Origin of the sequence: Pseudomonas akapageensis, from assembly GCF_011355085.1 — a bacterium.
Taxonomy (GTDB): Bacteria; Pseudomonadota; Gammaproteobacteria; order Pseudomonadales; family Pseudomonadaceae; genus Aquipseudomonas; species Aquipseudomonas akapageensis.
In genome coordinates this window covers 262,151-287,934 of record NZ_VXCP01000002.1, presented here as the reverse complement: position 1 = coordinate 287,934, position 25,784 = coordinate 262,151, and the positions used below count along the sequence as shown (strand labels likewise).

Sequence of the window (25,784 nt, the reverse complement as noted above, 5' to 3'; positions counted from 1 at the left end):
GCCTTGCTGCAGTTCAAAGATTGGAGCTTACAGATGACTGTCAAAGTAACTGAACGCGACGAATCACACATCTCCCATGAAGGCCTGGCCGCCGGTGTACGGATCTGGGATGTACATCAACAGGACCTGCTGGTGGGCATGTTCCACAACGAGAGCGATGCCCACAGCTACAAGGCCGAATTGGAAAGCCTGGAGAACCGGCGCCAACAAGAATAGCGCCTGCATGCCCCTCGTTCCCACGCTCTGCGTGGGAATGCAGTGCCAGACGCTCCAGCGTCCGCGACGCGGAGCGTCGCAGGGGAGCGTTCCCACGCGGAGCGTGGGAACGAGGTGTGGATCTATGGAGTTACCACATCAGATCATCAGGGATCTGATAAGCCGCATACGGATCGTCCGCGTCCGGTGCTTCGACCTGGGTGTTGAGCAGGACGATGCGACGTGGATCGCGTTCCTGGATCTTCAGCGCCGCTTCACGGGGAATGACTTCGTAGCCACCGCCGTGGTGCACGATCGCCAGCGAGCCGCTACTGAGCTTGCTGCGCATCAGGCTGTTGACCGACAGGCGCTTGACCTTCTTGTCGTCGACGAAGTTGTAGTAGTCCTCGGTACTCAGCTTGGGCAGGCGCGACACCTCGATCAATTGCTTGATCTGAGCGACCCGTGCTTTCTGCTCGGCCTTTTCCTGCTGCTGGCGATTGAGCTCCTGATCGCGTTTGGCCTTTTCGGCCATGGCCTCCTGGGCGGCCCGCTGTTGGGAGTCATCGACTTCGATCTGGCCCTTGTGTTCAAGGCGCTTCTGCTTCTGCTTCTCTTTGCTGACCTGCTTGACCTGCTTTTGGTTGACCAGACCGGCTTTCAGCAATTGGTCACGTAGGGAAAGGCTCATGGTGCTCACTCACTTATGCAACGGCTCAGCCACAGCTGGGCAGATTCTTTTCCTGGCGTTTGGCTTCGCCCCATAGAGCGTCCAAATCTTCAAGGGTGCAATCTTCTATGGGACGCTGGGTGTCGCGCAATGCCTGTTCGATAAAACGGAAGCGTCTTTCGAATTTGGCATTGGCACCACGCAGCGCGGTTTCCGGGTCGACCTTCAGGTGGCGGGCCAGATTGACCACCACGAACAGCAAGTCGCCAATTTCTTCGTCGATCGCCTGGGCGTCGTTATCGGCCATGGCTTCGAGCACTTCATCGAGCTCTTCGCGCACCTTGTCCAGCACCGGCAAGGCATCCGGCCAGTCGAACCCGACCTGGGCCGTACGCTTTTGCAACTTGGCCGCACGGGACAAGGCAGGCAGTGCCACCGGTACATCATCGAGCAGCGATAGCTGTTCGGGTCCTGCAGCTTTCAGCGCCCGCTCCTCGGCCTTGATTTCTTCCCAGCGTTGCTTGACCTGGGCCTCATCCAGAGGTGGCGTGTCGGCCGGAGCGTAGAGCTCACCGGTGGGGAAAACATGCGGGTGACGGCGGATCAACTTGCGCGTGATGCTGTCGACCACTCCGGCAAACTCAAAACGGCCTTCTTCCAGTGCAAGCTGGCTGTAGTACACCACCTGGAACAACAGATCGCCCAACTCGCCCTGCAGGTGGTCGAAATCACCGCGCTCAATGGCATCGGCGACCTCATAGGCCTCCTCCAGGGTGTGGGGAACGATGCTGGCGTAGGTTTGTTTGAGGTCCCATGGGCAACCGAATTGCGGGTCGCGCAGGCAGGACATCAGGTGGAGCAGGTCTTCGAGTTTGTACATCTGTTGTCCTCTTGACTTACCGGCCTCATCGCGGGCAAGCCCGCTCCCACCCCTGTGGGAGCGGGCTTGCCCGCGATGCGATCTCAAGGCGTCCGATTACGCCGGGTCTCGATGATGTTCGGCAGTTGGGAAATACGCCCCAGCAACCGCCCCAATGCATCCAGCCCCGGAATCTCGATCGTCAGCGACATCAACGCCGTGTTGTCTTCCTTGTTCGAGCGGGTGTTGACCGCCAGGACGTTGATCCGCTCGTTGAGCAAGACCTGGGAAACGTCACGCAACAACCCGGAACGGTCGTAGGCACGGATCACGATGTCCACAGGATAGGTCAGCACCGGCACCGGCCCCCAGCTGACCTGGATGATCCGCTCCGGTTCGCGCCCGGCCAGTTGCAGCGCCGAGGCGCAGTCCTGGCGGTGAATGCTCACGCCACGCCCCTGGGTGATGTAACCGACGATGGCGTCGCCCGGCAGCGGCTGGCAGCAGCCGGCCATCTGGGTCATCAGGTTGCCGACACCCTGGATCTGGATGTCGCCACGCTTGCCCGGCTTGTAGCCTGTGGCCTTGCGCGGAATCAGCTCCAGTTGCTCGTTGCCGCGCTCCGGCTCTACCAGTTGCTGGGCGGCGTTGACCAGATGAGCCAGGCGCAGGTCGCCGGCACCGAGGGAAGCGAACATGTCTTCGACGGTCTTGACGTTGGCCTTTTCCGCCAGGCGCTCGAAATCCACCTGGGGCAGGCCCAACCGGCTGAGCTCGCGCTCGAGCAGGGTCTTGCCGGCGGCAACGTTCTGGTCCCGCGCCTGCAGCTTGAACCAGTGCACGATCTTGGCCCGCGCCCGCGAGGTGGTGACGTAGCCCAGGTTGGGGTTCAACCAGTCACGGCTCGGGTGGCCGTGCTTGCTGGTGATGATCTCGACCTGCTCGCCAGTCTGCAGGCTGTAGTTCAGCGGCACGATGCGGCCGTTGATCTTGGCGCCGCGGCAATTGTGGCCGATCTCGGTGTGCACCCGGTAGGCGAAATCCAGCGGTGTCGCCCCCTTGGGCAAGTCGATGGCGTGCCCGTCCGGGGTGAAGACATAGACACGGTCGGGCTCGATATCGACCCGCAGTTGTTCGGCCAGGCCACCGATATCGCCGAGCTCTTCGTGCCACTCGAGGACCTGACGCAGCCAGGAGATCTTCTCTTCGTAGTGGTTGGAGCTGGACTTGACGTCGGTGCCCTTGTATTTCCAGTGCGCGCAAACCCCGAGTTCCGCTTCTTCATGCATGGCATGGGTACGGATCTGCACTTCCAGCACCTTGCCCTCGGGACCGATCACCGCGGTGTGCAGCGAGCGATAGCCGTTTTCCTTGGGGTTGGCGATGTAGTCGTCGAATTCTTTGGGGATGTGCCGCCACAGGGTGTGGACGATACCCAGCGCGGTGTAGCAGTCGCGCATTTCCGGTACCAGCACGCGCACGGCACGCACGTCGTAGATCTGGCTGAACTCCAGACCCTTGCGCTGCATTTTGCGCCAGATCGAATAAATGTGTTTGGCCCGGCCGCTGATGTCGGCCTTGACCCCGGTCGCCAGCAGCTCGTTCTGCAGCTGGGTCATGACTTCGCTGATGAACCGCTCGCGGTCCAGTCGCCGCTCATGCAACAGCTTGGCGATCTGCTTGTACTGATCGGGTTCCAGGTAGCGGAAGGACAGATCCTCCAGCTCCCACTTGATATGGCCGATACCCAGCCGATGCGCCAGCGGCGCGTAGATATCGAAGACTTCACGGGCAACCCGGTGACGCTTCTCGTCATCGGCGCTCTTCACGGCGCGAATCGCGCAGGTGCGTTCGGCCAGCTTGATCAGCGCGACGCGAACGTCATCGACCATGGCCACGAGCATCTTGCGCAGGTTTTCCACCTGCACCTGCGAGCCCAGCACCAGCGATTGACGCGGGCTCAGACTGGCGCTGATGGCGGCCATGCGCAGCACGCCGTCGATCAGCTTGGCGACCACCGAACCGAAGCGCTGGCTGACTTCAGCCAGGGTGGCCTTGCCTTCGCGCACGGCACGGTAGATGACTGCGGCGACCAGGGAATCCTGATCGAGTTTGAGGTCGGCGAGAATCTCCGCGATTTCCAGGCCTGCCTGAAAACTCGAGGTCCCGTCGGCCCAGGAATGCTTTGCCGTATTGCCTTTGTTCTCGACCTGCTGGGCGAACTCGCAAGCCGTCTTGAGGGCTTCACGGTCCAGCGCCATGTCGACGCTCACCACATGATCGAGCCATGCATCGAGATTGATACTGCCGTCGGTATTGATCGGCTGGTGTGCTCTCACCTGTACCATCTTGCTTACCTTCCCTATGGCGCTTCTTCGCTGCGCCTACACTTGCTGGCTTTACCCTTTGCCTGGCCTGGCAAAGGGTATGCGTTCACGCGCCAGTCGGATTAAACGAGCATCCTAGCTCGCTTCAAATAACGCCATCGCCTCGACATGCGCTGTCTGCGGAAACATATCGAGAATTCCGGCACGTTTTAACCGGTACCCCTGCCTGGACAACTCAAGCGCATCACGGGCCAGGGTTGCCGGGTTGCAGGACACATACACCAATCGTTTGGCACCCAGGGCGGAAATCTTGCGTACCACCTCGAATGCACCATCGCGTGGTGGATCCAAGAGTACCGCAGAAAAGCCCTGAGCGGCCCAGCCAGACGCTACCAGAGGCTGGGATAAATCGGCGTGAAAAAACTGCGCATTATGCAAATTATTGCTGGCCGCATTGGCCGCTGCCCGCTCGACCATGGTCGCCACGCCTTCGACCGCCACCACTTCACGGGAGCGTTGCGCCAGCGGCAAGGCAAAATTGCCCAGGCCGCAGAACAGGTCCAGTACTCGCTCATCGGCCGTGGGTGCCAGCCAGTCGAGGGCCTGGGCAATCATCGCCGTATTCACGGCAGCATTTACCTGCACGAAGTCACCTGGACGGTAGGCCAGTTCCAGCCCCCAGGGTTCCAGGGCAAAACCGAGTTTCTGCTCGGCCACCACCGGTTGCGGCTCACCCTCGCCATGCAGCCAGAGCTGGGCTGAGTGTTCGCTGCAAAACGCTTCGAGCACTTGCCGGTCAGCATCGGCCAACGGCGCGGTATGCCGCACCAACACGGCCAGGGACGTACCGCTGAACAACTCCACATGCCCCAGGACCTGGGGCTTGCTGAAGCGGCGCAACATTCCCGGCAATTGCCGCATGATCGGCTGCAAGGGTTGTACCAGGACCATGCAATCGTCGATGGCAACGATGTCCTGGCTGGCTGCGGCGCGAAAACCCACCTCAAGCTTCTTTGCCTTGGCATCCCAACGCACCGCGATCCGGGCCCGGCGGCGATACCCAAACTCGGGGCCAACCAGGGGGTCGGCCCACTGTTGGGGCTCGATATTGGCCACCCGCGATAATTGCTCGGCGAGCATGCGCTGTTTCAGGGCAAGTTGATCGGCATGGGCCAGGTGCTGCACGCTGCAACCACCGCAGGTACCTGCGTGTGGACAGGGTGCCGGGCGGCGCAGGCTGCTGGCCTGGAAAATACGCTCCACGCGTGCTTCGACCACCTTGCCATGGGCATTGAGGACCCGCGACTCGACGTCCTCGCCGGCAAGGGCACCGGCGACGAACCAGGTTCGCCCCTCGAAAAAGGCGATGCCGCGTCCATCGCTGGCCAGTCGTTCGATGACCAGGCGCTGCTTCTTGCCCACAGGAATCTGCGGCGCCCGGCTTCCACCCGCAGGCTGGAAGCGCAGGCCGGTATTACGCTTGGCCATCAGTTGGTCGCATCGAAAATGCCGGTCGACAGGTAACGGTCGCCACGGTCGCAAATGATCGCCACGATCACTGCATTTTCCACTTCACGGGAGAGACGCAACGCCCCCGCCACGGCGCCACCGGAGGACACGCCGCAGAAGATGCCTTCTTCACGGGCCAGACGGCGCATGGTGTCTTCGGCTTCGGCCTGGGCCATGTCCATCACACGGTCGACGCGCGTGGCGTCGAAGATCTTCGGCAGGTATTCCTCGGGCCAGCGACGGATACCCGGAATCGCCGAGCCTTCCATCGGTTGCAGGCCGACGATCTGCACCGCCGGGTTCTGCTCCTTGAGGTAGCGCGAGACGCCCATGATGGTGCCGGTCGTGCCCATGGAGCTGACGAAATGGGTGATGGTGCCTTCGGTCTGGCGCCAGATTTCCGGGCCGGTACCGAGGTAATGCGCTTCGGGATTGTCGACGTTGCCGAACTGGTCGAGGACCTTGCCACGACCTTCCGCCAACATCCGCTCGGCCAGGTCACGAGCGCCTTCCATGCCCTCTTCCTTGCTGACCAGAATCAGCTCGGCGCCATAGGCGGTCATCGCCGACTTGCGTTCGGCGGTGGAATTGTCCGGCATGATCAGGATCATCTTGTAACCCTTGATCGCCGCCGCCATGGCCAAGGCAATCCCGGTGTTGCCCGAGGTCGCTTCGATCAGGGTATCGCCCGGCTTGATCTGCCCACGCGCTTCGGCACGGCTGATCATCGACAATGCCGGCCGGTCCTTCACCGAACCTGCCGGGTTGTTGCCTTCGAGCTTGAGAAGGATGGTGTTGCTGCTGTCACCGGCCAGCCGTTGCAGGCGAACCAGTGGCGTGTTGCCGATGCAATCGGCGATGGTTGGGTACTGCAGGGTCATGGCGTATTCGCAATCCGGACTGCGGGGGCGTCTATCATACCGGCAAAAGTCGCGAGCCCATATCACGCAAAGTGCGGCGTTTATGGCTGAACGCTATAAGCCACTCAAACCAATGCCGAGTTGTTTATTCTCGCCACCGGCAAGCGCATGTTCAGGCGCAAGCCTTCGCGGGTGTTCTGCGCCCAGAGACGGCCGCCCTGCACTTGCAAGGCATTGCGGGCGATACTCAGCCCCAGGCCGAAGCCACCATCGCCCGGGCGCGAGCCATCGAGCCGGGTAAAGGGATCGAAAATACGCTCCAGCTCGGCCTCGGCAACACCGCCGCCCTGATCTTCGAGCCAGAGGTACCAGTCTTCGCCAATGCGGTGGCCCTGCAGACTGACGATGCCCTGGGGCGGCGAATGGCGGATGGCGTTGCGCAGAATATTCTCCAGGGCCTGGGCCAGGCCATTGAGGTTGCCCCAGACCCAGCAGGATGGGTCCAGGTCGCAGCGCAGTTGTTCCACAGGCCAACCGGTTTCGAAACACGCATTCTCGACCAGCATTTCCCACAGGGCCTGGATCTGGATGGGCTCCTTGGCCGGCGCAACGCGCTCGGTGTCGAGCCAGGCCAATTGCAAGGTGTCTTCGACCAGCCGCTGCATGCCATCCACTTCCCGCCCCAGGCGTTCGCGCAGCTGCTGCACATCAAGGTCACTGTCGCAGGCAACCCGAAGCCGGCTCAAAGGCGTGCGCAATTCATGGGACAAGTCGCGCAACAGTTGTTGTTGCAGGGCCACCGTGCTTTGCAAGCGCTCGGACATGTGATCGAACGCCCGGCCCAGCTCACCGAGTTCATCCTGGCGACTGGTTGTCGCCGGTGGAATGCGCGTGGCCAACTGATCACCGCGCCAGGCATTGGCCTGTTCGCGCAGCTGATTGAGCGGCATGATCAGCATCCGGTACAGGCCCACACACAACAGCAGGGTAAACAGCCCGGGAATGATGACATTGGTGATCATCCGCCAGTGCACGGTGTAGCGCCCGGGCACAAAGCGATGGGGCAGCTCGATCACCAGGCTGCCCAGCGCGGGTTCATTGGGAAAGGGTACCCTGATCCAGGGCGTGCCACGCTGGCGCTTGCTCATCGGCCAGTCCAGGCCACGCAGGAAAGTCATGTGCTGGCTTTCCTGCCCACTCAGGGGGTAGCTGCTCAACGACTGCAAGTCGCGCCCGATCACCCCGACCCATCCCGACTCGCGGCGCCCTGTCTCCTGCAGCCAGGCGTCTACTCCAGCTTCCCGGCCCTTGATCCAGGCCCGTTCGGCCTCGGCTGCATAGGCTGTCAGGGTGCTCCGCGCTTCTTTGGAAAGAAATGCATTCTGCTTTTCCATATAGCGGCCCCAGGACCAGCTCAACCAGACCATCAGCAGGCAGAAGCCTACCAACAGAATGGCCAGCTTCCAGAACAGCGAATGCTTGCCGGGCACTTCAGGCTTCCTGCTCGGCAGTGCTCAGCACATAACCCTTGCCCCAGACGGTACGCACCTGCCGCTCGTGGTAGTCGATAGCCTTGAGCTTGCGGCGAATCTGGCTGACATGCATGTCCAGGCTGCGGTCATGCTGGACGTAGCCGCGTTGCAACACCTGTTGATAAAGGAAGGGTTTGCTCAACACCTCCTCGCTGCTTCGATTGAGTGTTTCCAGCAGCCGGTACTCGCTGGGGGTAAGGCCGGCCCATCGCCCCTCGTAACTGACGTCGCAGGCCTGCTCATCGAAGTTCAGGCCTGCCCCCTCTGCTCGCGCGGGTTGCAGGTGCCGCCGCTCCAGTGCTACCCGGCGCAGGATGGCCTCAATCCGCACTTGCAGCTCGGCCATGCTGAATGGCTTGGGCAGATAGTCGTCGGCACCGCGCTGAAAGCCCGTGATGCGATCGGCTTCGGCGCCCAGCGCCGACATGAGAATCACCGGCGTGGCGCTGCGTTCGCGCAATCCGGCCAGCACGTCCAGGCCGTTCATGCCCGGTAGCAGAATATCCATCAGCACCACATCGAAATGCTCGCGCCGGGCCACATCCAACCCATCGCGGCCGTCCTGGCACCAGGTGACCTGGAAGCCGCAGCGCCCCAGTTGATCGTGCACATAGGCACCGAGCACCGGGTCGTCTTCGATGGCGAGGATATTGGGAGTGCTAAGGTATACGGGAGTCATTGGCGTCTGCTAGCAATTCTCAATCACTGATTATTGAGGATAAGCCTACCGGCGGGCAACTCAAGCCGACAAAAGTCGATACAAGAGGTGCATTAGGATCCAAGTCGCGGTAATTTCCCGGCATGGCCCGCTTCGCGGGAATTCTTGGCAGTTGCCGGGCACAGAGCGGTCCGGCGCAGGAGAGTGGCGTGTTGAATAAACTGGGTATCAAAGGCCGTGTGATGGTGCTCGCCTTGGTGCCGGCCAGCCTGATGGCACTGGTCCTGGGTGGTTACTTCACCTGGCTTCAGCAAATGGAGTTGCACGCTCAACTGTTGCAGCGCGGCGAAATGATCGCCGAACAGCTCGCACCACTGGTGGCCCCTGCCCTGGTGCGCAAGGACGCTCCGCTGCTCGAACGTATCGCCGCCCAGACCCTGGAGCAGGCAGACGTGCGTGCCGTCTCGTTCCTGACACCCGATCGCAACGGGCTGGCCCATGCCGGCCCGAGCATGCTCAACCAGCCCCCCACCGGCGACCTGTTGCATCTGCTGCAACGCAGTGGCAGCGACGCCACCCGCTACCTGATGCCCGTGTTCGGCTACCACCGTGACCTGAACGGCGATTCGGTGCCCGAGGAAACCGACCGACTGCTCGGCTGGGTGGAACTGGAACTGTCCCACGACGGCACCCTGCTTCGCGGCTATCGCAGTCTGTTCGCCAGCCTGCTGCTGATCGGCCTCGGCCTGGTCGCCACCGCCCTGCTGGCCATGCGCATGAGCCGCTCGATCAATGGGCCGATCAGCCAGATCAAGGAAGCGGTGACCCAGCTCAAGGACGGCAATCTGGAAAAACGCCTGCCCTCGCTCGGCAGCCCTGAGCTCGATGAACTGGCCGCCGGCATCAACCGCATGGCCGGCACCCTGCAGAACGCCCAGGAAGAATTGCAACACAGCATCGATCAGGCCACCGAAGACGTACGCCAGAACCTGGAAACCATCGAGATCCAGAACATCGAACTGGACCTGGCGCGCAAAGAGGCCCTGGAGGCCAGCCGCATCAAGTCGGAATTCCTGGCCAACATGAGCCACGAGATCCGCACTCCGCTCAATGGCATCCTCGGCTTCACCCATCTGCTGCAGAAAGGTGAACTGACGCCGCGCCAACTCGATTACCTGGGCACCATCGAAAAATCCGCCGACAGCCTGCTGGGCATCATCAACGAGATTCTCGACTTCTCCAAGATCGAAGCCGGCAAGCTGGTGCTCGACAGCATTCCCTTCAACCTGCGCGACCTGTTGCAGGACACCCTGACCATCCTCGCCCCTGCTGCCCATGCCAAGCAGTTGGAGCTGGTCAGCCTGGTCTACCGGGACACGCCGCTGTCGCTGATCGGCGACCCGCTGCGGCTCAAGCAGATCCTGACCAACCTGGTCAGCAATGCAATCAAGTTCACCCGCGAAGGCACCATCGTCGCCCGGGCCATGCTCGAAGACGAGAACGAAGACAGCGTACAACTGCGCATCAGCGTGCAGGACACCGGCATCGGCCTCTCCACCCAGGATGTCCGGGCGCTGTTCCAGGCTTTCAGCCAGGCTGACAATTCCTTGTCCCGGCAACCGGGAGGCACTGGCCTGGGCCTGGTGATCTCCAAGCGATTGATCGAGCAGATGGGCGGTGAAATCGGCGTCGACAGCACGCCGGGCGAAGGCTCGCAATTCTGGATCAGCCTGAGCCTGCCCAAGGCCCGCGACGATGATGAGGACCTTCCCGCCCTGCCCCTGCTGGGCCGCCGCATCGCCATCGTCGATGGGCATGAGCTGGCCTGTCAGGCACTGCAACACCAGCTCGAAGATTGCGGCCTGGAAGTCAGCGCCTTTTCTTCCATCGATCAATTGTACAAGGCCGTCGCTGCGGCGCATGAAGCCGGCAGCCCGATCGACCTGGCAGTGCTCGGCGTCACGGTCTACGGCATATCGCCCGAACGCCTCGGCCAGCATATCCATGGACTGGAACAGATTGGCTGCCGGGTGTTGGTGCTGTGTCCGACCTCGGAACTGAACCTCTTCCACCCCAGCGTCCCGAATGCCCACAGCCAACTGCAGGCCAAACCCGCCTGCACGCGCAGACTGCGGCGCAGCCTGCTCGAACTGATCAACCCCAAGCGTGTCGCCAACCAGGGCAGCGAAATCCCCCCCAACCGCCCCCCACATGTGCTTTGTGTCGACGACAATCCGGCCAACCTGCTGCTGGTACAGACCCTGCTCGAAGACATGGGCGCCAGGGTGCTGGCCGTGGACAGTGGCTACAGTGCCATCAAGGCCGTGCAGAACGATACGTTCGACCTGGTGCTGATGGATGTGCAGATGCCCGGCATGGATGGCCGCGAAACCACCGAAAGGATCCGCCTCTGGGAAAGCAGCCAGCCAGGAACGGCGCTGCCGATCGTGGCATTGACCGCCCACGCCATGGCCAACGAAAAGCGTGCCCTGCTGCAGAGCGGCATGGATGACTACCTGACCAAGCCCATCAGTGAGCGGCAGCTGGCCCAGGTCGTATTGAAATGGACCGGCCTGATCCTGCGCAGCCAACGCAACGAACGCGCCGGCGAAGCGCAGCCGTTGCACAGCGAGTTGCTGGTACTGGACCCGGAAGAAGGCCTGCGCCTGGCCGCCGGCAAACCCGACCTTGCCACCGACATGCTGGCCATGTTGCTGGCCTCGCTGGACGCTGACCGTGAAGCCATCCGTGCGGCACGCGAGGCCCACGACCGGACCGCAACCATCGAACGGGTTCATCGCCTGCATGGCGCCACCCGCTATTGCGGCGTGCCACAGCTGCGAGCGGCCTGCCAGCGCAGTGAAACCCTGCTCAAGCAGGATGACCCGCACGCCCATGCCGCCCTCGACGATCTGGACCAGGCCATTGTTCGTCTGGCAGCACAGGCCCGCGTCGGCGCCTGATCCAGGGCAAGGGTGCAATCCCTTGCCCTCGCTAAACTGCATTGGACTTGAATAAGGAAGCCGCCATGCGAACCATCCTCTTCAGCAGCCAGCAGTACGATCGAGACAGTTTCCTCGCAGCGAACCCGCCGACGGGTATTGAACTGCACTTCCAGAATGCGCGCCTGAGCCTGGACACCGCCGCCCTGGCCGAGCAATACGACGTGGTCTGTGCCTTTATCAATGATGACCTGAGCGCGCCGGTACTCGAGCGCCTGGCCGCCGGCGGTACCCGGCTGATCGCGCTGCGCTCGGCCGGCTACAACCATGTCGACCTGGCCGTCGCCAAGCGTCTGGGCCTGAGCGTGGTGCGGGTGCCGGCCTATTCGCCCCATGCCGTGGCCGAACATGCGGTTGCCTTGATCCTGGCCCTCAACCGCCGCCTGCACCGCGCCTACAACCGCACCCGCGAGGGCGATTTCACCCTGCACGGCCTGACCGGCTTCGATCTGGTCGACAAAACGGTCGGCGTGGTCGGTACCGGCCAGATCGGCGCGACGTTCGCCAGGATCATGGCTGGCTTCGGTTGCCGGCTACTGGCCTACGATCCCTTGCCCAACCCGCAGGTCGAAGCCCTGGGTGCCCGCTACCTGAGCCTGCCGGAACTGCTCGAACAGGCGCAGATCATCAGCCTGCACTGCCCGTTGACGGCCGAGAGCAAGCACCTGATCAATCGCGACTCGCTGGCCCACATGCAACCCGGCGCCATGCTGATCAACACCGGACGTGGCGCGCTCGTGGACACCCCGGCGCTCATCGACGCGCTCAAGAACGGGCAACTGGGCTATCTGGGCCTGGATGTCTATGAAGAAGAGGCACAGCTGTTTTTCGAAGACCGCTCCGACCTGCCACTGCAAGACGATGTGCTCGCCCGGCTGCTGACATTCCCGAACGTCATCGTCACCGCCCACCAGGCGTTTCTGACTCAAGAAGCCCTCGGCGCCATCGCCAGCACCACCCTGGACAATATTGCCCGCTGGGCGGTAGGTAAACCGCAGAATCTGGTCGAGGGTTGAACAGACGAGCGTGATAGCATATTGCGCAGATTTGGAGGACCCATGGTCGAACACGATTTTCGCTACAGCCTGCTCAACCCCCATCACACCCTGATCGAATGCCGCGCCCTGGCGCCGGGACGCTATCAAGTTACCGGCAACGGCGGCTCGATTCATAATGACGACGTTCTGCTGGTCACCCTCAAGGGCAGCAAAACCCTGTCCATGCGCCTGACCGTGGAAAAGGTCCGTCACCTGATCAATCCACCCGGCCAATGGGTCGCGGTCGCTCGCGGCCCGGTCTTCGCCGAGCTGGCGATCCATCAGTGGCAGGTCAATTGCGACAGCTGCAAGGCCGAACTGGACTTTGAGTTCGCCGTGGATGCCAAACTCGGCACCAAGGCACAAAAGCCTGCAGCCGTCGCGCGCATTGCCGAGCTGGGCTGGACCACCGCGGGTGAGAAACACCAGTGCCCGAAATGCCGGGAGAATCGCCCGTGAAACGTACGCTGTTGATCGGTCTGCTGGGCAGCACCTTGCTGGGCTGCGCCGAGCAACCGATGAAACTGGAGCAGGAACGCACCTATGTGCTGGAGTGGATCGGCGAACGTCCGCTGATGGACTACAGCCATCTGACCCTGACCCTGGCCGATGACGGCCGCGCCTACGGCAATGCCGGCTGCAACCACTGGTTTGCGTCGTACACGCTGCAGGGCAATACCCTGACCTTCGGCAAGGTCGGCAGCACCCGCAAACTCTGCGTGCCGGCCTTGATGGAACAGGAGCAGCGGTTCCTCAAGGCGCTGGAAACCGTGCAACGCTGGGACGTGTCGCCTATCGAGCAGGTGCGGTTCTGGCCGGATCAGGGCAAGCCTTTGCGGTTTTGGCCTGAGGAAGGATGATTGCAGGGCCGGCCTCATCGCGGGCAAGCCCGCTCCCACAGGGATTTGTGTCTGATCACATACCTCTGTGGGAGCTGGCTTGAACTGGTCAAGTAGTTTTGGACACCAGTTTAGGTTTTCATGCTGCCAGTTTCTCTGCAGCTACCGGCGACTTATAGTCGTTGTAGCTGTGGAGCCTGGTGTTGTTGTAGCGAATCACGAAACGCTGCACATCCGCCCGGGCTTCTTGCTCTGAGCTATAGCCGTCTTCAGGCACCCATTCTGATTTGAGGCTTCCAAAGAAACGCTCCATCGGAGCATTGTCCCAGCACTCGCCTTTACGACTCATGCTCTGTCTGCAGCCCTGGGCCAACAACTCATTCCTGAACTTGTGGCTGGTGTACTGGCATCCCTGGTCAGAGTGAAACAATACGCCCTTGGGCCGACCTCGTAGCTCAGATGCCATCCGCAGGGCCTCACAGGTCAACGTGGCATCCGAAATCATCGAAAACGACCAGCCCACGATCCGGCGGGCGAACAGATCCAGCACGGCGGCGAAATACATCCAGCGCCTACCGACCTTGATGTACGTCACGTCGCCACACCAAACCTCGTTGATCGCCGTCACTTCAAACTTGCGCTTGAGCAGGTGCGGCGCCACCAGCGACTCCACACCAGAAGACTTGTATTTATGACGTCGGCGCTGGCGACTGGCAATGCCGGCTTCTCTCATCAAGCTGCGGGCCATATGCCGCCCTACGCGATGTCCATTTTCCTGAAGCTCTTTGGAAAGCATGCGCGCCCCAGCAGCCCCACGGGACTCCTTATGGTGTTTGACCAGCACAGCCTTGAGCGCCTCTCGCTCTGGGCTCACCTTGCCTTGGCGCTGACGCCAGGCGTAATAGCTACTGCGGTTGACCCCAAGCGCACGACAACAATCGTTAACGCCGTATTGCTCGCCCAGCTCACTGATCAACGAGAATGATCTTTGGAGTCCAAAAGCAGGAGAGCACTGGCCTTTTTTAGGATTTCGATGTCCCGGTCTTTTTGCTTGAGCAGGGCCTTGAGTTCCTGGATCTCCCTTTGCTCCGGGGTGATTGCTTTTGCTGCCACCGGGGGCGAGCCCAAGCGTTCTTGGCGAACCTGTTCAACCCAACGGCGTAACGCGGTAGGACCGATACTCAAGCTGGCGCAGACCTCGGGAACCGACTGCCCCTCGTCCAGCACCATGGCTACCGCCTTGAGCTTGAATTCATTTGAATAAGAGTTACGCATACCCAAAACACCTCGTATTTGGGCGCCATCATAGCGCCCGATTGAGGTGTCCAAAAACATTAGGCCAGTTCAGCTTGCCAGCGATGAGGCCCTCGGATCTGCCTAAGCCCCCTTCAACGCCACAAGCTTCGCCGACAACCCCGCCGCTGTCTGCTCCCCGACCAACTGCTCACGCAGCTTGCCCTTGTCATCGATGATATAAGTCACCGGCAACGCCTCGTTATGCGGCAGTTCCAACCGCTCGGCCGGGTCTTCGGCCAATACCGTGAAACCGATGCCCAGGGTCTCGCTGGCCTTTTTCAGCTCTTCGCCCTGCAAGGCGTCGAAATTGACCCCGACGACCGTCACCCCCTTCCCTTCCCACTGTTTGGCGAAGGCGTTGAGCTCTGGGATCTCCGTGCGACACGGCCCACACCACTCAGCCCAGTAGTTGACCACGACCCAGTGATTGTCCAGGCGCTCGGCTGAAACCGTCCGTCCGTGCTGGTCGAGTCCGTAATCTGCGCCACAACCGCCGAGCAGCAGGCTCGCAGTGATAGCCATTGCTGCCGCGAAACGCCTTGTCATGGGTCAATCCTTCTGATGGGTTCAAGCAAAATGCAATTTTGCTGCGAGCAATGACTTCGTACGGTTCAGACACGGCCCCAGCACGGTTAGAATAGCCGCCACCTTACGCAACATGCGACCCGAACATGACCGACCTGACGCTTTATCACAATCCGCGCTGCTCGAAATCCCGTGGCGCGCTGGAACTGCTCGAGGCCCGCGGCCTGAACCCGACCGTGGTGCGTTACCTGGAAACCCCACCCGATGCCGCCACCTTGCAGAATCTGCTGGGCAAGCTCGGCATCAGCGCCCGCCAGCTGCTGCGCACCGGCGAAGAAGAATACAAAAGCCTGGATCTGGCCAACCCCGCGCTGAGCGACGAGCAACTGATCGCCGCCATGGTCGCCAATCCCAAGCTGATCGAGCGGCCCATCCTGGTCGCCGGCGACAAGGCCGTGATCGGCCGTCCGCCCGAGAAAGTGCTGGAGATCCTGGCGTGAGCAACCCTTACATCCTGATCCTGTATTACAGCCGGCACGGCTCGACCAGCGAAATGGCCCGGCAAATTGCCCGGGGTGTCGAGCTGGCCGGGCTCGAGGCGCGGGTGCGCACGGTGCCGGCCATCTCCACCGAATGCGAAGCAGTCGCCCCAGACATTCCGGAACAGGGTGCGTTGTATGCCAGCCTCGATGACCTGCGCCATTGTTCGGGCCTGGCCCTGGGCAGCCCGACCCGCTTCGGCAACATGGCGGCGCCCCTCAAATACTTCGTCGACGGCACCAGCAGCCTCTGGCTGAGCGGCGGCCTGGTCGGCAAACCGGCAGCCGCCTTCACCTCCACCGCCAGCCTGCATGGCGGCCAGGAATCGACCCTGCTGTCCATGCTGCTGCCCTTGATGCACCACGGCATGCTGATCATGGGCTTGCCCTATAGCGAGTCGGCCCTGCTCGATACCCGCGGCGGCGGCACGCCGTACGGCGCCAGCCACCACGCCGGTGCAGACGGCAAACGCAGCCTGGACGAACACGAAATCGCGCTGTGCCGCGCCCTCGGCCAGCGCTTGGCCACCACCGCCAAACTGCTGGAGAACTCGCGTGGCTAAAAAGCCGAAAGTCCTGCCCTCCCTGGAGTGGCTGGCACCACGCCTGCGCCTCAGCCGGGTGCTGAGCCTGGTCTTCTTCTTTGCCCTGATCCTGCTGCTGACCGTCAACAACCTGCAGTTCGCCGACCTGCATGGCGCCCGCACCGGCGTGATCCTGGCCATCGAACTGGTCCCACTGGCCCTGCTCCTGCCGGGCATCCTGCTCGGTAACGCCCGTGCGCACGCCTGGGCCTGCTTTGTGGTCAACCTGTATTTCATCAAGGGCGTACTGGCGGCGTTCGACCCATCGCGTTCGGTGTTCGGCTGGATGGAAGTGCTGCTCAGCCTGGCGTTGTTCGTCAGTGCACTGCTCTTTGTCCGCTGGAAGTTCCAGACTGACCGCAAACTGACCGGCGAAGACCTGGCATAACGACAAGGAAGCGGGCATGCAAGATTACAAATGGCTGTACGAATACTGCCTGAACCGCTTCGGTTCGGCGGCGGCCCTCGAGGCGCGGCTGCCCGTGCCGAAGACGCCAGCTGCGCTGCGTGACATCAGTGCCGACCGCTACCTGTCCATGCTCGCGCTGCGGGTCTTTCGCGCCGGCTTGAAACACAGCCTGGTCGATGCGAAATGGCCGGCGTTCGAAGAGGTCTTCTTCGGCTTCGACCCGGAAAAGGTCGTGCTGATGGGTGCCGAGCATCTGGAGCGACTGATGCAGGATGAGCGCATCATCCGTCACCTGGGCAAACTCAAGAGCGTGCCGCGCAATGCCCAGATGATCCTGGACGTAGCCCGCGAACAGGGCAGCTTCGGCGCATTCATCGCCGACTGGCCAGTCGATGACATCGTCGGCTTGTGGCAGTACCTGGCCAAGCACGGCAACCAGCTCGGCGGGCTGTCGGCTCCGCGCTTCCTGCGCATGATCGGCAAGGACACCTTCATTCCTACCGATGACATGGTCGCTGCGCTCAATGCGCAAAAGATCATCGACAAGGTACCCACCAGCCAGCGCGACCGTGCCCTGGTGCAAGCGGCGTTCAACCAGTGGCACGCCGAAAGCGGCCGGCCGTTGTGCCAGCTCTCGACCATGCTGGCATTCACCGTCAACCATTAAGCAGGTGGGCGGCTCACGCCCACCAGAAACGCACCAGGTGGAAAAAGATCGGCGCGGCGAAGCAGACCGAGTCCAGCCGATCGAGCATCCCACCGTGCCCCTCGATCATGTGCCCCCAGTCCTTGACGCCGCGATCGCGCTTGATCGCGGACATGACAATGCCACCAGCAAAGCCCAGGAGATTGATCAGCAGAGCGATCAACATCGACTGCCAGAAATTGAATGGGGTAATGAACCACAGGCAGCCGCCAATCAACGACGCCAGGGCGACCCCGCCGACGAAACCTTCGACGGTTTTCGACGGCGACAGGTTGGGGGCGATCTTGCGCTTGCCGAACAACTTGCCACAGACGTACTGCAACACGTCCGACAGCTGCACGACGATCACCAGGTAGGCGATCAACAACAGATTGCGCCCCTCGAAACCGGCGATATCCAGGGTCAGCAAGGCCGGCACGAAGGACACGCAGAACACTGCGATCATCAACCCCCACTGTACTTTCGAAGCACGCTCGAGGAAACGCGTGGTGTCGCCACCCAGCGATGCCAGGATCGGCAACAGCAGGAATACATAGACCGGGATGAAAATCGAGAACAGCCCGTACCAGTCCGCGGCAATCAACAGGTACTGCAACGGCAGCGCCAGGTAGAAGGCTGCCACCAACGCGGGGTAGTCGCTGCGGCGGGTCGGCGTCAGGGTCAGGAATTCGCGCAAGGCGTAGAAGGACACCGCGTAAAACAGCAGGATCACCGCCCACTGTCCCAGCCAGAAAGCGATGCCGATCACCAGGACCATCACCCACCAGGCGTTGATCCGGGCGTTGAGGTTGTCGATGACCGGGTTGGGGGTACCGCCCGAACGCCACTTGAGCACCCGACCGATCACCGAGGCCAGGATCAGGATGGCGCCGATACCGGCGAATAACATCTGCGTCTGCTTGTCCATTAGTGCTGCTCTGGGTCGAGGGCCAGCAGCGCTTCGCGGCTGCGAGAAAGAAAGTCTTCTTTGCTTTCACCGTATTCCAGTTGCAGGGGCGCGCCGAAACTGGTCGTGCACAACAGCGGTAACGGCAGGACCCTGCCCTTGGGCATGACCCGGTTGAGGTTGGCGATCCAGACCGGAATCAGTTCGACCTGCCGGCAGCGCCAGGCCAGGTGATAGATCCCGCTCTTGAACGGCAGCAAGCCATCCTCCAGGTTGCGCGTACCCTCGGGAAAAATGATCAATGAGTCCCCGGCCTCGAGCGCTTTGAGCATCGGCTGCAGCGGGTCATAGGCGGGGTCGCTCGAGTCGCGGTCGATCAGTACGCCGTTGAATACTCGGTTGATGATGTAACGGCGGATCGGGCTTTTCTGCCAGTAATCGGCGCCCGCCACCGGTCGCGTATTGCGACGCAGCGCGGGTGGCAGGGAGGCCCACAACAGCACGAAGTCGCCGTGACTGCTGTGATTGGCAAAGTAGATGCGCTGCACCGCTTGCGGGCTGCTGCCCAGCCAAAGGCTGCGCGCACCGGTAATGGTTCGTGCAGCGACGGTAATACCCAGGGCAACCAGGGACTCGAACATGAACGCGCCTTTTTTATTGTTATCCAAGCCAAGGAAAAATCAGGATGCCGGCCAACAGCACCACTACCTGCGCACCGACCAGCAAAGCCTGATACCGCAACAGCCGTAGTGCTCCCTGCTGACGTTCGGGCCAGGCGCGTCCCGCGCGCTCGTCTTGTTGAAAATTCAGTCGTATCAAGGCCTGGTCCAACGCCTGGGTGCGCTCGGCCAACTGCCCCGCATCGGCAGCCATCAGTTCGAACAACTCGGCATCCAGCCCTACCCTGAGCGCCCAATAAAGCTGCCAGAGCCCCAATACCACCACTACCGCAACCAGCCCCGAATTAAGAGGAACAATAGCGCTCGTCAACAACTGCGCCAGGCCGAAGGTCAGCGCCAGCAGTGTCAGCGCCTGTGAGAGTAGATCAAGCGTGCGACCACGGCGAAGTAGCGCGGCGACAATCTTCAGCTCCATTTCAGTGGGCATGGAGGTCCTTCAAGGTTGATGGGGGCGCAGGTTCATCGAGGCGCTGCATCGCCTCCAGTGCCTGCCGATGCGCCGGGTGCAGGACGACCGTAGGGCGCGCAGCCGTGACCCGGGCGACAGCCAGTTCGACACTGCTCGCCCGACCGCTGTGCAAGAGCCAGGCACTCACCGCTGTTGCGCTGCGCGAATAACCCAGCGCACAACAGACCAGCAAGGGGCCGTGGGCACGCAAGGCTTCGATGGCCTTGGCCGCTCGCAGGCAGTTTTGGGCACTGGGCACGCACAGGTCCAGCAAGGCGATCGAACGATAGGGGTATTCGCGGGCATCGAGGGGCAGCTCCGCGCACAGGTCGACCACAGCCTTGAAAGGCCCCTTTTGCAGCTGCTGTCGCGCCGGCATGCGCCCCAGCCAGACATCGGCGCAAACCCGGTCCGGCTCTGGCTGGCGGCGAGTCCACCAGCGTGAATTGAGCCAGGCCGCCGCCAGATAAGGGGCAAAGAGCCAGGTGGCAGCGGCGCTCAAGCGGCCGTCGGCCTGCTTCTGAAAACCCGCCGCACCGAAATAGAGATAGTTCAAGGCGACCATCAGCAAGGCCACCCCCGGCCACAGCAACCATAGCCAGGCGCCGCCCAGCATGAATGCCGGCAAGCTGCAGAACACCGCGCCCACCCCGTAATACAGCGCCAGTCGCAGGCGCCTGGAATCAGATGTCAGGCGCCCGCTGAGCAAGGGGCTGGGCCGATCATCCGGCCAGAGCCAGACACAGAACCAGCCCGCCAACGCGCCGGTGGGCAGGTCAATGAAATGATGTTGCCAGGTGGTGAGTACGGAAATACCGATCAAGGCGAACCACGAATGCACCAATACGCGCCACACACCCCGGCTATGCCGGCTGTAACAAACCCACAGCACCACCAACAGCGCGATATGCAACGACGGCGCCTGGTTGAAAGGCTTGTCGAAGCCGGCCAGCACCTCGAACAGCCAGCCGAACACCCCGCTCATTTCCGGGCGTTCGAAGGTAAAGCGCAAGGGCCAGAGCAGAAAGCAGCTGACTGCAATCAGCTGGGCGCTGAGCAGGCGCAAGGCGTGATAGTTGAGTTCACGACGACTCAGGCACAGCAACAGGGAAAAACCGTACAGCAGGTCGATCGACCAATAGGGCACGATGGTCCAGGCCCAGAACGGCATATGCGCTTCCCAGGCAAAGACCAGGCTGGGCACTTCGGCGCGCCGGGCCGTGTACCAGGTAGCAAAGCCGTAACTGGCGAAAAAGAACGGTGCCAACACCAGCAGCCAGAGCACAGCGTGTTTCCACAGGCCGGGCTCGCGGGCCAGCGCTGCCGTTTTCATCATTCGACCCGCTGAGCCAGGGACACGCTGAAGATCCCCCACTCGTCGATGCGCTGGGTGATCTTGCGAAAGCCCGCTGCCTGCACCAGTTGATCCATTTCGACCTGACTACGGCGGCGCATGACCCAGGCCTGTCCTTCGCGATGGCTGGTCAGGGCCCGGGCAATCAATTGCAGTTGCGGATGCCAGGGTTGCCCGGTGTAGATCAGATAACCGCCCGGCTCGCAGGCATCGCCAAGCCCGGCCAGGGATTGGCCGACTTGCCGGTTATCGGAGAACAGCTCATACAAGCCAGACACCACCGCCAGGCTCGGCCGGGGTGACAAACTGGCCAGGTCGGCCCGGTCGAAGGCGTCGCCCTTGACGAAACGGGCGATGTGACCAAGCCCTTTTTCCTCGATCAAGGCAGTGCCATCGCGCACATTGATATCGCTGTAGTCACGCAGCAGGATCGATTCGGGCAACGGTTCGACACCCTGCAGCGCCTCGAGAATGTAACGCCCGTGGCCGGCAGCGATGTCGACGATGTGCACGGCCCTGCCCTGCTCGCGCAGCCGGGCCATGGCCAGGCGCAGCAGTTCTTCGACATGCAGTTTGCGCTGGCGAATGCCGCGCCAGCCGATCGACTGCAAATAGTTGCTATCGATCATTTTGCCGACTGCCGTGTGCCCGGTGGGCTGGTTACGGTAGACGTAATCCAGGGTGCTGCCGGAGTCGAAGCCGGTTTCGAAGCCCAGTTTGACCCCGGCCGAAACCCGGCTGCCCAATCGCATCCCGGCTCGGGTCGCACGCCAGTACAAGTCGCCCAATGAATTGTGCGGCAGGGGTGCCGCCAGGGTTTCGGACTCGGCACAGGTGGAGCCGATGCGATCGGCATCGAGCAATGACGACTGGGGTGTTGGCTGTTCGAAGTTCTGCAGGATGAAGCGCCGGGCGCGCTGAACGGCCAGGTGACGGTCGCGCTCGCCGAGGGTGTCGTGAAAGAAACCGGGGAGGATGTGCTTCTCTTTACGCTGGGTGCCCAGGCGCTCGAAGAAACGTTCCTGAGGGCCGCGATGCACGACGAAGTCGGAACCCGAAATCAGCAATTGGGTGGGAACCCGGATGGCCTCGGCATCGGCCACTACGCGATCGGCTGCCTCGTACAGCCCCAGCAATACGTTCACCGAGATGGCCCTGGTGATCAGCGGATCACTGTCGTACGAGGCAATGCGCTCCGGGTCATGGCTGAGAAATCCGGCTTTCACATAGCTGTTGACGAAAAAGTTGCCCCGCAGCTTGCGCATCAAACCCAACCCCGAACGGGCGAAGGGAACGTAGAGCTTGACCTTGAAGGCCGGCGAGGCCAGCACCAGCGCGCGAATGCTCGGCGCATAGTCGTGGGCCCAGGTCGCCACCAGCACCGCGCCGACGCTTTGCGCGATCACCGCCAGTTGCTCCTGGGCCAGGTCATGTTCGGTTTGCAGGTGGTCGATAAAGGTCTGCACATCGCGAACGCTGGCGGCAAAACTCGGACTGTCGCCACGCGCGCCAGGGGATTGCCCATGCCCGCGGGCGTCCCAGGCAAAGAACTCGACATCGGGCATGTCCAGTTCATCGACCAGGTGGGCAATGCGCCCGGAATGCTCGTGCCCCCGGTGAAACAACAGCACGCCACGCCGCTGTGCAGGCGCCGGCTGATCGCTGGCAGGCCAATATCGATAATAAAGTGCTACGCCATCATGGGTATTGAAGCGGCATTCCTGTGCTTGGCGCATCCAGCTCTCTCCTTATGGCTGACTGTTGCCTGCCGCCTCGGCCAGGCCCTGACGGACACGATTGAATAGGGTGTAGAGCAACAACGCGCAGATCACCAGCAACACCACCTCGATCCACAAGGCGGTGATCCAGCCAGCCGCCACGGCAATAGCCAACACACCCAGGCAAAAGGCACGGTCGCTTTTGCCCATGGGGCCGTCATAACGCCTCGAAGCCCCCACCATCGGCCCCAACACACCGGTGTATTCACTGAGCATGGCAAGCAGGATGACCCCGGCGACTGGCCAGGGGCTGACGCCGGCGATAAAGGCGAAAGGCAGGATCAACGCGGTGTCGGCAATGACATCGGTCAATTCGTTGAGGTAGGCGCCGAGTTGCGATTGCTGGCCGAATTCACGCGCCAGCATGCCGTCGATGGCATTGAACGCCATGCGCAGGAGCATCCACAGGGGGATCAAGGCGAACATCCAGGCGGTGCTGGCAAATCCGGCGACCAGCGCGCCCACCAGCAGCGAGCCGAGGCACGCGCCCAGGGTGACCTGGTTGGCCGTCACCCCGCGCTCGTACCAGCGCCGCACCAGGGGGCGCAGCAGATTCTGGAAGCGTGGCTTGAGTTGATAGATGGAAATCAAGGTCGACCCGTCCTGCCCGAATGAAGACGCGATTGCAGTATGGTGCAATCACGCCTTTATGGCTGGCTCAGGGACGGGCCATTTTCTATCAGGATTTTACAAGGGCAACCCTGCGGTCGATCAGCCGATGTTCAGCACATCGAGGAAACGCGGGGTGGCGTTCTCGTCGATGCGCAGGTTGACGAAGTCGAACAGGTTGCGGTCGGCCAGTTGCGACGGCACCACGTTCTGCAGGCCGCGGAAGATGCTCTCGGTACGGCCTGGCGACTTGCGCTCCCACTCCACCAGCATGTCCTTGACCACCTGGCGCTGCAGGTTTTCCTGGGAGCCGCAGAGGTTGCACGGGATGATCGGGAATTCCTTGAAGTCCGAATAGGCCTGGATGTCCTTCTCGGAGCAGTAGGCCAGCGGGCGGATCACCACGTTGCGACCGTCGTCGGCGCGCAGCTTGGGTGGCATGGCCTTGAGCGAGCCGTTGAAGAACATATTAAGGAAGAAGGTCTCGACGATGTCATCGCGGTGGTGACCCAGGGCCATCTTGGTCGCGCCGATTTCATCGGCGAAGGTGTACAGCGTGCCACGACGCAGGCGCGAGCACAGCGAACAGGTGGTCTTGCCTTCCGGGATCAGTTCCTTGACCACCGAGTAGGTGTCTTTCTCGACGATGTGGTACTCGATGCCCAGTTCCTTGAGGTAGGCCGGCAGCACGTGCTCGGGGAAGCCCGGCTGCTTCTGGTCCATGTTCACCGCGACGATTTCGAACTTGATCGGCGCCACCTTTTGCAGGTGCAGCAGAACATCGAGCATGGTGTAGCTGTCTTTGCCGCCCGACAGGCAGACCATGACCTTGTCGCCGTCCTCGATCATGTTGTAGTCGGTGACGGCTTCACCGGCCAGCCGGCGAAGGCGTTTCTGCAGTTTGTTCTGATTGACCGAAAGGGTGCCCATAGCGCTTGAAATCCGCGAGGTGTGACGAAAAGCCGGCTATTTTACGCACAAAGTTCGCCCAGGCGAAGGCTTCAGCGCTGCCAACGGACAACTGACCTGCGATGCACCCGATCGGTGCAGGTAAAGATTACAAGGTGCTTACAGCAGACGTTGTCAGCGCGATTTGCTCTAAAAGCCCGGGTAATTTCCGCAAAGTCCTTTCCTATACTGGGCGTACGGCCATTCAAAATAGTCTGGCCTGATTCTTACTTCGGCCTGTTGGCCCGTAAGCGCTCCACTGGGGGGCGATGGCGACGACGAAAGGAGTGACTGGCATGATCCACCACGTTCTGGGGCTTTTCACCCATCCCGATCAAGAATGGAGAGAAATACGTGGCGAGGAGGAAAGCATCAGCCACATGTATCTCACCCATACCCTGATACTGGCGGCTATCCCGGCGGTATCAGCGTTCATCGGTACCACCCAGGTCGGCTGGGTCATCGGTAATCGCGCACCGGTCATGCTGACGCAGGAAAGTGCGATCTGGATGACGGTCATGTCCTACCTTGCCATGCTCGGCGGTGTTGCGGTCATGGGGGCGTTCATTCACTGGATGGCACGCACCTACGACGCCAACCCAAGCATGGCCCGCTGCATCGCATTTGCAACCTATACCGCCACCCCGCTGTTCGTCGGGGGTCTGGCGGCGCTCTACCCACACCTCTGGCTGGGGATGATCGTAGGTACCGCCGCGATTTGCTACACGGTGTACCTGCTGTATGTCGGCCTGCCGACATTCATGAACATTCCCTCCGATGAAGGCTTCCTGTTCTCCAGTTCCGTGCTGGCCGTCGGGCTGGTGGTTCTGGTGGCCATCATGGCCTTCACGGTGATCGTCTGGGGGCTGGGCGTAGGGCCTGTCTACACTAACTAGAGACTAGGGCTGTGAACATCGGGCCGCCGCAAGGCGGCCTGATACTGTGTGCATGACCATTGGGCGGCAAACGTCTCGGCAGGCCATCGGGGTTGCGGCATAATCGCCGAATCTGGAGTGTCATCATCAATGCCCGAGCTACTCAATTCCCGCGTCGAAACCTGTTTCCAGCAAGCCGAAGCCTTTTTCAAACGCCCTTTCAAGCGCCCGCAAGTCAGCCTCAAACTGCGCGGCCAGAAAGCCGGCGTCGCCCATCTGCACGAGAACCTGCTGCGTTTCAACCCGCAGCTGTACCGCGAAAACAGCGAAGACTTCCTCAAGCAGACCGTGGCCCACGAGGTGGCACACCTGGTGGCCCATCAGCTGTTTGGCGACAGCATCCAGCCCCATGGCGAAGAATGGCAACTGATCATGCGCGGGGTGTATGAGCTGCCGCCCCATCGTTGCCACAACTATGCAGTCAAGCGGCGCAGCGTGACGCGGTATATCTATCGCTGCCCGTGTGCGGGTAGTGATTTCCCGTTTTCGGCCCAGCGCCATGGGTTGGTGCGCAAGGGGCGGCGGTATTTGTGTCGGCGGTGTCGCAGTACCCTGGTGTTCAGTGGCGAGACACGGGTTGAGTAGGCATTAAAAAACCC

Annotated in this window: 28 protein-coding genes; 11 read left to right on the top strand and 17 right to left on the bottom strand. The window is 61.7% G+C overall.

Annotated features, from left to right (window positions below; all coding sequences use genetic code 11):
- Positions 1-33: 33 nt before the first annotated feature.
- Positions 34-216, top strand: coding sequence for a hypothetical protein (locus F2S13_RS03195; protein ID WP_166358987.1), 183 nt, complete (start codon positions 34-36; stop codon positions 214-216).
- 130 nt (positions 217-346) lie between these two features.
- Here F2S13_RS03195 and F2S13_RS03190 read toward each other — a convergent pair whose 3' ends face one another.
- From F2S13_RS03190 to F2S13_RS03160, 7 genes are all read right to left on the bottom strand, one after another.
- On the bottom strand, positions 347-886 hold the full coding sequence (locus F2S13_RS03190) for a DUF2058 domain-containing protein (RefSeq protein WP_166358985.1): 540 nt from the start codon (positions 884-886) through the stop codon (positions 347-349).
- 25 nt (positions 887-911) lie between these two features.
- Positions 912-1,745, bottom strand: coding sequence for a nucleoside triphosphate pyrophosphohydrolase (mazG, locus tag F2S13_RS03185; protein ID WP_166358983.1), 834 nt, complete (start codon positions 1,743-1,745; stop codon positions 912-914).
- 83 nt (positions 1,746-1,828) lie between these two features.
- Entirely contained in the window at positions 1,829-4,072 is a 2,244-nt protein-coding gene (relA, locus tag F2S13_RS03180; protein ID WP_166358981.1) for a GTP diphosphokinase, read from the bottom strand.
- A gap of 114 nt (positions 4,073-4,186) precedes the next feature.
- Positions 4,187-5,539 carry a 23S rRNA (uracil(1939)-C(5))-methyltransferase RlmD gene (gene rlmD / locus F2S13_RS03175; RefSeq protein WP_166358979.1) on the bottom strand — a complete coding sequence of 451 codons (1,353 nt, stop codon included), beginning with the start codon at positions 5,537-5,539 and terminating at the stop codon, positions 4,187-4,189.
- Positions 5,539-6,441 carry a cysteine synthase CysM gene (cysM, locus tag F2S13_RS03170; protein WP_166358977.1) on the bottom strand — a complete coding sequence of 301 codons (903 nt, stop codon included), beginning with the start codon at positions 6,439-6,441 and terminating at the stop codon, positions 5,539-5,541. The genes rlmD and cysM overlap by 1 nt, the downstream gene beginning before the upstream one ends.
- Before the next feature lie 104 nt (positions 6,442-6,545).
- Entirely contained in the window at positions 6,546-7,910 is a 1,365-nt protein-coding gene (locus F2S13_RS03165) for a histidine kinase sensor domain-containing protein (protein ID WP_343047105.1), read from the bottom strand.
- 1 nt (position 7,911) lies between these two features.
- Positions 7,912-8,631, bottom strand: a complete 720-nt coding sequence (locus tag F2S13_RS03160) for a response regulator transcription factor (protein ID WP_166358975.1) — start codon at positions 8,629-8,631, stop codon at positions 7,912-7,914.
- A 188-nt stretch (positions 8,632-8,819) separates the two neighbouring features.
- Between F2S13_RS03160 and F2S13_RS03155 the strand changes: the two genes are divergently transcribed.
- The 4 genes from F2S13_RS03155 to F2S13_RS03140 all read left to right on the top strand — a co-directional run bounded on the left by F2S13_RS03155 (position 8,820) and on the right by F2S13_RS03140 (position 13,509).
- Entirely contained in the window at positions 8,820-11,573 is a 2,754-nt protein-coding gene (locus tag F2S13_RS03155; protein ID WP_166358973.1) for a response regulator, read from the top strand.
- Between the two features lie 65 nt (positions 11,574-11,638).
- Positions 11,639-12,628 (top strand): 2-hydroxyacid dehydrogenase, encoded by a 990-nt coding sequence (locus F2S13_RS03150; protein ID WP_166358971.1) that lies wholly within the window; start codon positions 11,639-11,641, stop codon positions 12,626-12,628.
- 42 nt (positions 12,629-12,670) lie between these two features.
- Entirely contained in the window at positions 12,671-13,108 is a 438-nt protein-coding gene (locus F2S13_RS03145) for a hypothetical protein (RefSeq protein ID WP_166358969.1), read from the top strand.
- Positions 13,087-13,509, top strand: coding sequence for an META domain-containing protein (locus F2S13_RS03140; RefSeq protein ID WP_166358967.1), 423 nt, complete (start codon positions 13,087-13,089; stop codon positions 13,507-13,509). The genes F2S13_RS03145 and F2S13_RS03140 overlap by 22 nt, the downstream gene beginning before the upstream one ends.
- Positions 13,510-13,627: 118 nt before the next feature.
- Here F2S13_RS03140 and F2S13_RS03135 read toward each other — a convergent pair whose 3' ends face one another.
- The 3 genes from F2S13_RS03135 to F2S13_RS03130 form a co-directional block, all read right to left on the bottom strand.
- Positions 13,628-14,464, bottom strand: coding sequence for an IS3 family transposase (locus F2S13_RS03135; RefSeq protein ID WP_246237715.1), 837 nt, complete (start codon positions 14,462-14,464; stop codon positions 13,628-13,630).
- Positions 14,461-14,763, bottom strand: a complete 303-nt coding sequence (locus F2S13_RS29320) for a transposase (protein WP_246237713.1) — start codon at positions 14,761-14,763, stop codon at positions 14,461-14,463. Before F2S13_RS29320 ends, F2S13_RS03135 begins: the two co-directional genes overlap by 4 nt.
- A gap of 102 nt (positions 14,764-14,865) precedes the next feature.
- The gene (locus F2S13_RS03130; protein ID WP_166358965.1) at positions 14,866-15,330 is read right to left on the bottom strand and encodes a TlpA disulfide reductase family protein; all 465 of its coding nucleotides are present in this window, start codon (positions 15,328-15,330) and stop codon (positions 14,866-14,868) included.
- 125 nt (positions 15,331-15,455) lie between these two features.
- Here F2S13_RS03130 and arsC point away from each other — a divergent pair, with 125 nt between their 5' ends.
- The 4 genes from arsC to F2S13_RS03110 are packed head-to-tail and all read left to right on the top strand — an operon-like array spanning position 15,456 to position 17,508.
- Positions 15,456-15,809 carry an arsenate reductase (glutaredoxin) gene (arsC, locus tag F2S13_RS03125; RefSeq protein ID WP_166358963.1) on the top strand — a complete coding sequence of 118 codons (354 nt, stop codon included), beginning with the start codon at positions 15,456-15,458 and terminating at the stop codon, positions 15,807-15,809.
- Positions 15,806-16,411 carry an NAD(P)H:quinone oxidoreductase gene (gene wrbA, locus F2S13_RS03120; RefSeq protein ID WP_166358961.1) on the top strand — a complete coding sequence of 202 codons (606 nt, stop codon included), beginning with the start codon at positions 15,806-15,808 and terminating at the stop codon, positions 16,409-16,411. The genes arsC and wrbA overlap by 4 nt, the downstream gene beginning before the upstream one ends.
- Positions 16,404-16,820 carry a DUF2069 domain-containing protein gene (locus F2S13_RS03115; RefSeq protein ID WP_166358959.1) on the top strand — a complete coding sequence of 139 codons (417 nt, stop codon included), beginning with the start codon at positions 16,404-16,406 and terminating at the stop codon, positions 16,818-16,820. The genes wrbA and F2S13_RS03115 overlap by 8 nt, the downstream gene beginning before the upstream one ends.
- Before the next feature lie 16 nt (positions 16,821-16,836).
- Positions 16,837-17,508, top strand: a complete 672-nt coding sequence (locus F2S13_RS03110) for a DNA-3-methyladenine glycosylase I (protein WP_166358957.1) — start codon at positions 16,837-16,839, stop codon at positions 17,506-17,508.
- Between the two features lie 13 nt (positions 17,509-17,521).
- On the opposite strand, the gene F2S13_RS03105 is transcribed toward F2S13_RS03110, so the two are convergent.
- The 7 genes from F2S13_RS03105 to ttcA form a co-directional block, all read right to left on the bottom strand.
- Positions 17,522-18,454 carry a phosphatidate cytidylyltransferase gene (locus F2S13_RS03105; RefSeq protein WP_166358955.1) on the bottom strand — a complete coding sequence of 311 codons (933 nt, stop codon included), beginning with the start codon at positions 18,452-18,454 and terminating at the stop codon, positions 17,522-17,524.
- A complete protein-coding gene (locus F2S13_RS03100) occupies positions 18,454-19,074 on the bottom strand; it encodes a lysophospholipid acyltransferase family protein (protein ID WP_166358953.1) in 621 nt (206 codons plus the stop codon). Before F2S13_RS03100 ends, F2S13_RS03105 begins: the two co-directional genes overlap by 1 nt.
- Positions 19,075-19,093: 19 nt before the next feature.
- On the bottom strand, positions 19,094-19,540 hold the full coding sequence (locus tag F2S13_RS03095; protein WP_166358951.1) for a hypothetical protein: 447 nt from the start codon (positions 19,538-19,540) through the stop codon (positions 19,094-19,096).
- On the bottom strand, positions 19,530-20,897 hold the full coding sequence (locus F2S13_RS03090; RefSeq protein WP_425500207.1) for a phosphatase PAP2/dual specificity phosphatase family protein: 1,368 nt from the start codon (positions 20,895-20,897) through the stop codon (positions 19,530-19,532). The genes F2S13_RS03095 and F2S13_RS03090 overlap by 11 nt, the downstream gene beginning before the upstream one ends.
- Positions 20,894-22,651, bottom strand: coding sequence for a bifunctional alpha/beta hydrolase/class I SAM-dependent methyltransferase (locus F2S13_RS03085; RefSeq protein ID WP_166358947.1), 1,758 nt, complete (start codon positions 22,649-22,651; stop codon positions 20,894-20,896). Before F2S13_RS03085 ends, F2S13_RS03090 begins: the two co-directional genes overlap by 4 nt.
- A gap of 12 nt (positions 22,652-22,663) precedes the next feature.
- Entirely contained in the window at positions 22,664-23,284 is a 621-nt protein-coding gene (locus F2S13_RS03080) for a CDP-alcohol phosphatidyltransferase family protein (RefSeq protein WP_166358945.1), read from the bottom strand.
- Positions 23,285-23,404: 120 nt separating this feature from the next.
- Positions 23,405-24,232 carry a tRNA 2-thiocytidine(32) synthetase TtcA gene (gene ttcA / locus F2S13_RS03075; RefSeq protein ID WP_166358943.1) on the bottom strand — a complete coding sequence of 276 codons (828 nt, stop codon included), beginning with the start codon at positions 24,230-24,232 and terminating at the stop codon, positions 23,405-23,407.
- Between the two features lie 314 nt (positions 24,233-24,546).
- Between ttcA and F2S13_RS03070 the strand changes: the two genes are divergently transcribed.
- Both F2S13_RS03070 and F2S13_RS03065 read left to right on the top strand, forming a co-directional pair.
- Positions 24,547-25,146, top strand: coding sequence for a Yip1 family protein (locus F2S13_RS03070; protein ID WP_166358941.1), 600 nt, complete (start codon positions 24,547-24,549; stop codon positions 25,144-25,146).
- Between the two features lie 129 nt (positions 25,147-25,275).
- Positions 25,276-25,770 (top strand): SprT family zinc-dependent metalloprotease, encoded by a 495-nt coding sequence (locus F2S13_RS03065; protein ID WP_166358939.1) that lies wholly within the window; start codon positions 25,276-25,278, stop codon positions 25,768-25,770.
- Positions 25,771-25,784 lie beyond the last annotated feature (14 nt).